This window comes from Mycobacterium sp. (genome assembly GCF_039583805.1).
Lineage (GTDB): Bacteria > Actinomycetota > Actinomycetes > Mycobacteriales > Mycobacteriaceae > Mycobacterium.
In genome coordinates, this window is sequence record NZ_JAVKSH010000122.1 from 1 (window position 1) to 10371 (window position 10371).

The following is a 10371-nucleotide window of genomic DNA, read 5'->3' on the forward strand; positions in this document are numbered from 1 at the left end:
CATGAAGCAAACCACCTGACACAACACGTCAAACTTGACTCAAAATTCCGGCTATGCCGGATCTAGCCGAGCTAGGCGTTCCACGAGTCAGCGGCGATGACGCTGAACCACTACGCGGGTCTGTTTCCGACAGACCTGGCCGGCATCGCTTGCCGACTCAACGCCGCGGCGCGACTGACTATCGCGAGTCACGGTGCGTCATCTGATGCCAAACAATCACCGACCAAGGCACCAACCAGAAGATGCAAAGACCAGTCGGAGGACACCAGAAAACCAGCACTGAACTGCATCAACAGTGAGTGCCCCCGGGAGGACTCGAACCTCCGACACCGGCTTTAGGAGAGCCGTGCTCTATCCCCTGAGCTACGAGGGCCCTGAGCTACGAGGGCCGGGGACGTCTTCGAATATCTGCCTAGAACCTGGGCTTTCGGCGTCCCGGCTGGTTTTCGACGGTGTTCTGGGCGTCCCGGTGCCGTTCCCGGCGGTAGATCTGGTTGTCGGGGTGCGGCGGGTGTGAGTCTAGCGGGCACGAGGAATGCCAGGCGACGCTTGGGCGGGCGTGGTCGGCGTGTCAGACCGCGACGACGCGGATCAGGTCCTCGAGCTCGGAAAAGTCTTCGGCCTTTCGACTGTAGAGACGGAGTCAGACCGGCTGCGCTTTCGGTGGTGTCACCTTCTGCGCAACGCTTTTCACGTGCACCGCGTGAGTGCCCGGTTTTTGGCGCAGTTCGGCCAGCAGGCCGTCGAGGTTCTCGGGGTCGGTGTGCCAGTGCTGCACGCTGTCTGGCTTTTCGGCCATCTCAGCCACCAGACGTTGCAGCTGCTGCGGCGAGTCGCTGTTTTTGAGGTCTTTGCGGTCTTTGACCGCGGCGTCCCGGCCTTCGGCGACGGCTACCACCCGGGGAAGCGCGGCACCCAACGCGCCTCCGGCGATACCCCCCGCAGCCATCGCACTGACCAGGCTTCCCTGAGTCACCGCGGCCGTCGGAACGACGCCCTCCGCGGCGCCTGACAACACCGCGGCAACCGTCCGGATGGCCGGGGTGGCCGCAGCCCAGCCCGGCGGAACCGCCAGCCGGCCAACAGATCCGGCTTGGCCAACGCTCGCCGCCACCGCTGATCCCAGCGACGGCACGCCTGATTCGAGCCCCGCCGCCAGAGCCAATGGCACCCCGCTACCGGCTGCTGCCGTCCCGAGGGCCTTACCCCCGATCGCGAGGCCGAAGATGGTGTTGATCAGCGCGGAGTTAGCCGGCAGGATCGCCTGCGATATCAGCTCGACATTCGCGGCGACCGTCGCCAACGGGGAGGAATTCAGGCTGCTGAGGGTACCCGTCACTGCGGTAAGGGGCGACGGATTCGCCGCGGGCGCGGCGAGGCTGTGCAATGCCTGCGGCACGGCGGACAGCAGCTGTGAGAGCGTGGTTTGGGTGTTTGCTGCGGTTGACGTGGCGGCGGCCTGGGTGAGCGCGGTGGTTTGCGCTGCGGCGCCGGCCGGGTTGGTGTTGTGCGGCGGTGGGCTGAACGGCGTCACGTGGGAGGCCGTCGCCGAGGCGGCGGCGTAGCCGTGCATGGCGGCCGCATCTTGGGCCCACATGCTGGCGTAGTGGGCTTCGGTGGTGGCGATCGCCACGGTGTTTTGACCGAAGACGTTGGTCGACGACAGCGACGCGAGCGTAGCGCGGTTTGCTGCGATCACTGGTGGGGGCACTGTTGCGGCGAATGCGGTTTCGTAGGCGGTGGCTGCTGTTCTGGCTTGGTTGGCGGTCTGTTCGGCGTGGTCGGCGGTGGTGTGCAGCCACGCTGCGTAGGGTGCGGCCGCGGCGGCCATGGTGGCCGATGACGGGCCACGCCACGCGGTGGTCAGCCCGGAGGTCACCGTGGAATAGGAGGCGGCGGCGGAGCGCAGTTCGGCGGCGAGTCGGTCCCAGGCCGCCGCGGCAGCCAGCATGGGCGCCGATCCTGCGCCGGTGTACATGCGCGCGGAGTTGATCTCCGGCGGCAAGGTTGCGTAATCGATCACGAGACTCCTCGACTGGTCGCGGCCGTGTCGGCGCTGGTCATTCGGCGACCTCGGGTATTACGAAGATGTTGGAGACGTTCGCGGCTGTGGTTGCGGTGGCGGGCTGTTCAGCAGCGGCGCCCCGCATGCCCGCGGACCGGGCGGCGGCACCGCCGGTGCCGGTCATGGCCCATGCGGCCAGACTCGGCAGGGCCGCCCTGGCGAAGGGGCTTTCCTGGCTGGTTGCGGCGAGCGCCGCCGGGGCGGTGGCGTTCGCCGGGCTGCTTTGCGGCACTGTCGCGGCTGCTGTCTTGATCGCCGGGGCAGCCGACGCCCAGCCATGCGGCACCGACAGTCCCCCGACCATGCCGGCGCGCCCCACACCCGCCGTTATCCCGGCCGAGGCGGGTATGCGCATCAGATCCGTCTCCGTCGCCGCGAATCCGCTTCCCTCCAGCACGAGCCCGACGGAGTCCACGCCGACGAACTGTGGGGTCGTGGGAACGATGAACAACGACCCCGGCGCGAACGGCCCCCCGGCCAGGCTGTCGATTGTCGCGAGTGCCGACGGCGGGTTCGTCGCAGACGACGTCACGGGCGCGGCGAGGCTGTGCAATGCCTGCGGCACGGCGGACAGCAGCTGTGAGAGCGTGGTTTGGGTGTTTGCTGCGGTTGACGTGGCGGCGGCCTGGGTGAGCGCGGTGGTTTGCGCTGCGGCGCCGGCCGGGTTGGTGTTGTGCGGCGGTGGGCTGAACGGCGTCACGTGGGAGGCCGTCGCCGAGGCGGCGGCGTAGCCGTGCATGGCGGCCGCATCTTGGGCCCACATGCTGGCGTAGTGGGCTTCGGTGGTGGCGATCGCCACGGTGTTTTGACCGAAGACGTTGGTCGACGACAGCGACGCGAGCGTAGCGCGGTTTGCTGCGATCACTGGTGGGGGCACTGTTGCGGCGAATGCGGTTTCGTAGGCGGTGGCTGCTGTTCTGGCTTGGTTGGCGGTCTGTTCGGCGTGGTCGGCGGTGGTGTGCAGCCACGCTGCGTAGGGTGCGGCCGCGGCGGCCATGGTGGCCGATGACGGGCCACGCCACGCGGTGGTCAGCCCGGAGGTCACCGTGGAATAGGAGGCGGCGGCGGAGCGCAGTTCGGCGGCGAGTCGGTCCCAGGCCGCCGCGGCAGCCAGCATGGGCGCCGATCCTGCGCCGGTGTACATGCGCGCGGAGTTGATCTCCGGCGGCAAGGTTGCGTAATCGATCACGAGACTCCTCGACTGGTCGCGGCCGTGTCGGCGCTGGTCATTCGGCGACCTCGGGTATTACGAAGATGTTGGAGACGTTCGCGGCTGTGGTTGCGGTGGCGGGCTGTTCAGCAGCGGCGCCCCGCATGCCCGCGGACCGGGCGGCGGCACCGCCGGTGCCGGTCATGGCCCGTGTGGCCAGACTCGGCAGGGCCGCCTTGGCGAACGGACTTTCCTGGCTGGTTGCGGTGAGCGCCGCCGGGGCGGTGGCGTTCGCCGGGCTGCTTTGCGGCGCTGTCGCGGCTGCTGTCTTGATCGCCGGGGCAGCCGACGCCCAGCCGTGCGGCACCGACAGTCCCCCGACCATGCCGGCGCGCCCCACACCGGCCGATATCCCAGGCAAGCCGGCTGAGCCCAACAGACGCGTTCCCGAACCAAGCTCGCCCTCTAACAACGCCCCGCCCGTCGCGGCCGGGAATGTCGATGCGTGCTCTGCCGCGCCCACCAGGCTTGCCGCAACTCGGGGCAGTAAATAGCCCTGTGCGCCTAGGAGTTCAGACACAATGGGAAGCTTGGACAACGAGACCGGCGACAACGGCCCGATGAGGAAGTTGTCAAGTGACGAGAGCACCGACGACGAGTCAGTCGACCCCGACGTAGCAGGTGCGGCGAGACTTTGCAGCGCATGCGGCGTCGCGGACACCGCATGGGGCAACGCCTGCGCGTGCACGCCAGCCGCCGTGGTGGCGGCTTGGGCGAAAGCGCCGGCCTGGCCCGACTGCCCGGCCGGGTCGATGGTCCGGGGCGGCGGACTGAAAAGCGTCAGCTTGGAGGCCATCGCCGCGGCTCCGGCGTAGCCGAACATGGCGGCCGCATCCTGAGCCCACATCTCGGCGTAGTGCGCCTCGGTGGCCGCGATGGCAGGGGTGTTCTGCCCCATAAAGTTGGTGGCGATCAGCGACGTCAGCAGAGCACGGTTGGCCGCGACAACCGGCGGGGGCACCGTCGCCACGAAGGCAGTCTCATAGGCCGCCGCTGCTGCCCTGGCCTGGCTAGCCGTTTGCTCAGCCTGGGCGGCGGTGGTGCTCAACCACGCCGTATACGGTGCGGCCGCGACCGCCATGTTCGCCGACGACGGGCCCCGCCACTCGGCGGCCACATCAGAGATCACCAATCCGTGGTACGCCGCCGCAGAGTACAACTGCTCGGCCAGACCGTCCCAGGCTGCTGCGGCAGCAAGCATCGGCCCCGACCCGACGCCGGCGTACATGCGACCGGAGTTAACCTCCGGCGGCAACAGCCCGAAATCCATCTTCTCTCCGGTCCCGATGGTCTAGTTGGTTTCGGCCGCGATCGCACTCGCGGCCGCAGTGACACCGCAGCCGACGGCAGCGAACGACGTCGCGACCGCGCACTTCGTTGACGGGCCGGCCCTGATTACCGGCGGGTGATGTCAGGGACCGCTATTCCCCCGGGTGGCGTCTGTGGTGGCGGGCGACTGCGGATCGCCGTACGTGGCGCACCATCGCAAACGTGACCCTGTGCGGCGGCGGCTCTTCACTAATCCATCAGGTGCAGTTGTGATTTCGCTCTCACTGCGCGTTTCGTCACGGTCGAGGCTGCTTCGCCTGCGAAATTGGCGGGCGCCAAGCCCGTTGTGACGCCTGGGCGCGATGCAGCACGAAACCATGCAGTTCTCCTCTGTCACTGGGTATTCCGGTGGTGATACGGTCTTGGGCCGACGTCCCCCGGACGTGTGTACCGGACTCTGCACGTACTCTACCCTCTAGTGAGGGTAGGTTTGAACTCTGCCCTGGCGGAATCCCCAGTGTCGTCGGGATTTATCCCCCCGACGCCAAGCGCTCCCGTCCGGACCGGATGTGTGGTACGTCACCTCGGTTCCACCACGTGACACCGGTCATCGCCGAGCGAAGGTCGGCGTTGTGTCGACCATTCAAGCAGGCATCGCGATCGCGGATCTCGACGCCTCCGTTGTGAACTCCAAGAAGCGCGAGACAAGCCCATGGTGCGTCAGGTGCAGCTCGTGCATGGCTCTGGTACAGGCGATGTAGAGCATGCGCCTGTCCATCTGGTTGGCGTAGTTCACGTCGTCCACGTCCGGGACGATCACCGCGTCGAACTCCAGTCCCTTGGCGATGTGCGCTGAGGTGATGACGATGCCTCCGGCGAATGCGATGCTGTCGTAGTCGAGGAAGGTCAGCTCGACACCGGCCTCTGTCAAGTTGGCGTGGAGCGTTGTTGCCTGAACAACGGTCTTGCAGATGATGCCCAGCGAGCGGTGATCGCCGCGCGTGTGCCGCTCGATCAGCGTCAGAATTTGGGTCTGCTGGTCCTGCTGGTCCGCGCAGGCGATCACCTGGGGCGGCAGTCCGTGGCGCTCGATGGGGATGAGTTTGGAGTTCCTGGAAATGTTCTGGGCGAAATCGGTGATTTCGGTCGTGGAGCGGTAGCTCTTGCACAACTCCAGACTGTCGGCCTCGGGGAAGATGCGCTGGATCATCGACGGTGACGAGGAGCTGAATGGGTTGACTGACTGGTTGGAGTCTCCCAGTATCGTCATCTTGCAGGAAAACAATTGGCGCAGCACAGCGTATTGGATGGGCGTGTAGTCTTGCATCTCGTCGACCAGCAGGTGGCGAATGTGGCCGTAGTTGTCCTGACGGCCCGTTCGGATCATGGTGTAGATCAGCGGGAACACATCGGCGTATTCGATCTTCTTTCGGCCGAGTGGCTTGAATAGGTTGCGGCGGAACGGGTCTCGGTAGAAAGCCTTGTAGATGGCGAAGGCGTCCTTGTGCGGGAACATCGCGCGGACCTGCCTGCGGACGCCGGCAGTGTCGCGGGTCGTCCACTTGCCTCCCCGGTCCACGGCCTGGCTTTTGAGAAGTTGGGCGGCGGTGTTCGCCACCCGGTCGAGTCGCGCGAAGATCGAAAGGCTTTGCCACTCGGTGAAGGTCTCGGCAACCCATTCAGCGGAGATCCGATGAGGCCCCTGCTTGATCTCATCGGGCGCGAATTCTTCGGCGCGGGAGGCGATCCACTCATCGAGATAGGTGACGAACTCCGGCGTCGCCTTGTAACGCATGCGCTCGGTCGCCGCTTCGTCGACGCCGTCGAGCAGGTTGACCACCTGCTCGCTGAACGACTCATAATCGGTGACCTTCGTGAGGAACGTCGCGGCGATCCTGTTGAAGTCGCTTTCGGCGATCTGCTCCTCGCCCAACTCCGGAAGCACGTCGGCAATGTAGTCGCTGAAAACCCGGTTGGGGGAAAGGATCATGACGTTGTCCGACGACAGGGTGTCCTTGAAGCGGTAGAGCAGAAATGCGACCCGGTGCAAAGCGATCGACGTCTTCCCGGAACCTGCCACCCCCTGCAGAATCAGCACCTGCGCGGTCTCGTTGCGAATCACGGCGTTCTGTTCACGCTGGATGGTGGCGACGATGTTGCGCATTTTGTCGTCGGCGGATTGACCCAGCTCCCGCTGCAAGACGTCGTCGCCGATGTTCAGTGCGCTTTCGAACATGTACTCCAGATGCCCGTCGCGGATCTTGTATTGGCGCTTGCCGGTGATGTCGCCGTGTTTGGCGCCCTCGGGGGCCTCGAAGGACGCTGGTCCCGATTCGAAGTCATAGAACAGACTGGACACCGGAGCCCGCCAGTCGTGGATCCGGATCTCCCGGGTCTCCGGGTCGAAGAAATTGTGCACACCGAGGTAGTACGTGCAGGGCTCCGTGGTGCCTCTCGGGTGGAAGTCGACCCGCCCGAAGTAAGGCGACTTGAGAAGCCGGTTGACGCGTTCTCGGGTCATGACGGCGCGCTCACCCAGGCGGACTGAGATGTTGATGTCTTCGCGGAAGGTGGCTTTCTCGGCGAAATCCATATCACGCCGGGCCGTCCAGAGGTGCTCCTTCTGCTCCTGGATGGTTCTGGCGGACTCGTCGATGGAGTCGGTGACGCGTTCGAGTTCCGCCGTCAGCAGCTGCAGCGTCTTGTCGAGGTATTCGCGCTCTTGTTCTTGGTCGTGTGTCGGTATTTTCGCCAACTCCTTCTCCGGTTCTGGTTCGCCCACAGTGTGTTTCGACAGGCGAATTCGCCAGCCAACCCGCGACAGCGCTGCTGAAGACGACCACCAACGCGAATCCAGTGGCTGAGCCCTGACGCGTTTGCGCGTCCACTCTGTAGAGCATCGAACGGTTGGCGACTTCGCACGAAACCCTTAACCTACCCCTACGTTATAGTAGAGTTCGGGCCGGGCCGGCCCGCTGGCCGATCGGTGAGAGTTCACGCGTGACCAGCTGGTCGAGAACAACGGACTGATGGGCGGAAGGTTGAGTCACGGTGGGTACCACGTGCGACGTCCATATGCAGATCGGACAGGTCGCGGAGCGAACCGAGCTGTCGATCCGCACCGTGCGTCACTATGACGACGTTGGGCTGGTGGCCCCGTCGGCGCGCAGCTCGGGCGGATTTCGGCTGTACACCGAGGCCGATGTGGACCGGCTGTTGGTGATCCGCAGGATGAAGCCACTGGGGTTCACCCTGGCGGAGATGAAAGAGCTCCTTGCCGCGCTAGACGTATTGGACAGCAGGAAAGCGTCGGCGGCCGACCGCAAGGCATCGGTCCGGCGCCTGCGTGAGTACCGCACGAAGACCGACGACAGCGCGAACCGGTTACGGCGGCAGCTCGCCTACGCCGAGGAGCTTGCGCGTCTGCTGGCTGAGCGGGCCGAAACAAAAGCCGAAACAAAAGAGCGGCGGAGCCGCACTTGACCCCGGCTGCTGATCGTCGGCTGGGCAAGCCTCGCGGCCGCGATGTGGTCGCGGTGGTGGTGCGGTCGCGTATGTGCGTTCTACACGGGGAAGCAACCCGGTCGATGGCTGGCGATAGCAGCATCGATGAGTTCTGAACTAGCTGCGCCGGAGCAGGTTTCGGCGTCGCATGTGGCGGCGGAGTCACGGCGTCGGCGGACCTTTGCGGTCATCAGCCACCCCGACGCCGGTAAGTCGACGTTGACCGAGGCGCTGGCACTGCATGCGCGGGTGATCACCGAGGCGGGGGCAATCCACGGCAAGGCCGGGCGGCGCTCGACCGTCTCGGACTGGATGGACATGGAAAAGGCGCGCGGCATATCCATCACCTCCACCGCACTGCAGTTCGCCTACCGCACGGCCGACGAGACCGACTGCGTGATCAATCTCCTCGACACCCCCGGCCACGCCGACTTCTCCGAAGACACCTACCGGGTGCTGACCGCCGTCGACTGTGCGGTCATGCTCATCGATGCCGCCAAAGGCCTGGAACCACAGACGCTCAAGCTGTTCCAGGTGTGCCGCCAGCGGCAAATACCGATCATCACCGTCATCAACAAGTGGGACCGGCCCGGGCGCGATGCGCTGGAGCTGCTGGACGAGATCGAAAGCCGCATCGGGCTGCGACCGACACCGTTGACCTGGCCGGTCGGCATCGCCGGGGACTTCCATGGCGTGCTCGACCGCCGCAGCGGACACTTCATCCGGTTCACCCGCACCGCCGGTGGGGCGACCATCGCGCCCGAGGAGCACCTCGATTCGGCCGGGGCCGCACAGTTGGCCGGATCGGACTGGGTGCGGGCGGTCGAAGAATGCGAGTTGCTTACCGCCGATGGCGCCGACTTCGATCCCGACACGTTCCTGGCCTGTCGCAGCACCCCGGTGCTGTTCACCTCGGCAGTGCTCAACTTCGGAGTCAACCAGCTGCTCGACGCCCTGGTGCAGCATGCCCCGTCACCGGCGGCCAAGATCGACATCGCCGGGGACGAGCGTCCGGTCGACGACGAGTTCAGCGCGTTCGTGTTCAAGGTGCAGGCCGGCATGGACAGCGCGCATCGCGACCGCCTCGCCTACGCGCGGGTCTGTTCGGGCGTGTTTCGCCGCGGCGACATCGTCACCCACGCCGCCACCCGACGGCCTTTCACCACCAAGTACGCGCAGTCGGTATTCGGCCAACAACGCACCATCCTCGACACCGCCTGGCCGGGCGACGTGATCGGCCTGGTCAACGCCACCGCGTTACGCGTCGGCGACACCCTTTACCGCGGCGACCATGTCGAATTTCCGGCGATACCACAGTTCACACCCGAGCATTTCGCTGTGGCCAGAGCTGCTGACTCCAGTAGGCACAAGGCATTTCGGCGCGGTATCAGCCAACTCGAGCAAGAGGGGGTCATCCAGGTTCTGCGCTCGGATCTGCGCGGCGATCAAGCCCCTGTGCTGGCTGCGGTCGGGCCCATGCAATTCGAGGTGACCAGCCACCGCATGGCCGGTGAACTGCGGACCCCGATCGCGCTCGAACACCTCAACTACACCGTCGTGCGGCGAACCCGGCCCCAAGACGTTGGGATTCTCGACTCCCTGTCGGGTGTCGAGGTGCTCACCCGCACCGACGGTGCGATGCTGGCGCTGTTCAGCGACAAATGGCGAATGGAAATGATTCAGCGCCACCATCCAGACCTCGTGCTCGACCCGCTGATCGCCGCCGGCCAAGTGCGGCCCGCCAGATCGCTGTAATTGCAGCCGGTTTCGAGGCCGCATGCCGGGCTGTGAAGCCGTGACCCTGGTACCTGACTTGGCTCACGATTCGCGGTTTGTGGTAGCTGCAGCCCGCTGAGCTACCGAAGGGCGTGAACGCACCAGTGAGCCTGCTGGGTGGCCGATCGCCAGGAGCACCTGGACGCGAAGCGACGCGTCGGCACTACGTTGCCGCGCAACACACCTCAAACGACGTTGGTGTCGTATCGAGCCGACCGCCACCGAGGTCCCGACCGCCACCGAGGTCCCGACCGCCACCGAGGTCCCGACCGCCACCGAGGTCCCGACCGCCACCGAGGGCATTGTCGCGGCGTCGTGCACCCGAAGACCTCCCGATCCCAGTATTGCCGTCTGGCCACATCAGTACCACTGGCCGGTGGAAGAGGCGATGTGCGTCGTGCCCGCCTCTGCGCGACAATTGCCCAAAAGCCTTGTCCGGCAATCGCGTCGAGCAGGGCTAGTCGTCGAGTGTGCGGTTTCGTACGCCAGCGCCGGCGCGTCGCGTACGAAATCGCACACTCGACAGATTTTCAGGTGCTCACACCGG

At 65.7% G+C, this 10371-nt stretch carries 6 protein-coding genes and 1 tRNA gene; 2 read left to right on the forward strand and 5 right to left on the reverse strand.

From position 1 onward, the window contains the following. Positions 1-300: 300 nt before the first annotated feature. From ABDW21_RS14710 to ABDW21_RS14730, 5 genes are all read right to left on the reverse strand, one after another. Positions 301-373: transfer RNA gene (locus tag ABDW21_RS14710), tRNA-Arg, on the reverse strand. Positions 374-643: 270 nt separating this feature from the next. After that, positions 644-2020: a PPE family protein gene (locus tag ABDW21_RS14715; RefSeq protein WP_343602436.1), complete on the reverse strand. Its 1377-nt coding sequence runs from the start codon at positions 2018-2020 to the stop codon at positions 644-646. A 40-nt stretch (positions 2021-2060) separates the two neighbouring features. Further along, a complete protein-coding gene (locus ABDW21_RS14720; RefSeq protein ID WP_343602435.1) occupies positions 2061-3251 on the reverse strand; it encodes a PPE family protein in 1191 nt (396 codons plus the stop codon). Positions 3252-3291: 40 nt separating this feature from the next. Further along, entirely contained in the window at positions 3292-4545 is a 1254-nt protein-coding gene (locus ABDW21_RS14725) for a PPE family protein (RefSeq protein ID WP_343710630.1), read from the reverse strand. Positions 4546-5187: 642 nt separating this feature from the next. Beyond that, positions 5188-7326, reverse strand: a complete 2139-nt coding sequence (locus ABDW21_RS14730; protein ID WP_343710631.1) for a UvrD-helicase domain-containing protein — start codon at positions 7324-7326, stop codon at positions 5188-5190. 293 nt (positions 7327-7619) lie between these two features. Here ABDW21_RS14730 and ABDW21_RS14735 point away from each other — a divergent pair, with 293 nt between their 5' ends. Both ABDW21_RS14735 and ABDW21_RS14740 read left to right on the forward strand, forming a co-directional pair. Beyond that, the gene (locus ABDW21_RS14735) at positions 7620-8027 is read left to right on the forward strand and encodes a MerR family transcriptional regulator (protein WP_343710633.1); all 408 of its coding nucleotides are present in this window, start codon (positions 7620-7622) and stop codon (positions 8025-8027) included. 126 nt (positions 8028-8153) lie between these two features. Beyond that, the gene (locus ABDW21_RS14740) at positions 8154-9803 is read left to right on the forward strand and encodes a peptide chain release factor 3 (RefSeq protein ID WP_343710632.1); all 1650 of its coding nucleotides are present in this window, start codon (positions 8154-8156) and stop codon (positions 9801-9803) included. The last annotated feature ends 568 nt before the right edge of the window (positions 9804-10371 follow it).

Excerpts from the sequence above, each read along its gene's own strand:
- ABDW21_RS14725 (WP_343710630.1), bottom strand. The coding sequence starts at position 4,545 with ATGGATTTCGGGCTGTTGCCGCCGGAGGTTAACTCCGGTCGCATGTAC.
- ABDW21_RS14735 (WP_343710633.1), top strand. The coding sequence starts at position 7,620 with ATGCAGATCGGACAGGTCGCGGAGCGAACCGAGCTGTCGATCCGCACC.
- ABDW21_RS14740 (WP_343710632.1), top strand. The coding sequence starts at position 8,154 with ATGAGTTCTGAACTAGCTGCGCCGGAGCAGGTTTCGGCGTCGCATGTG.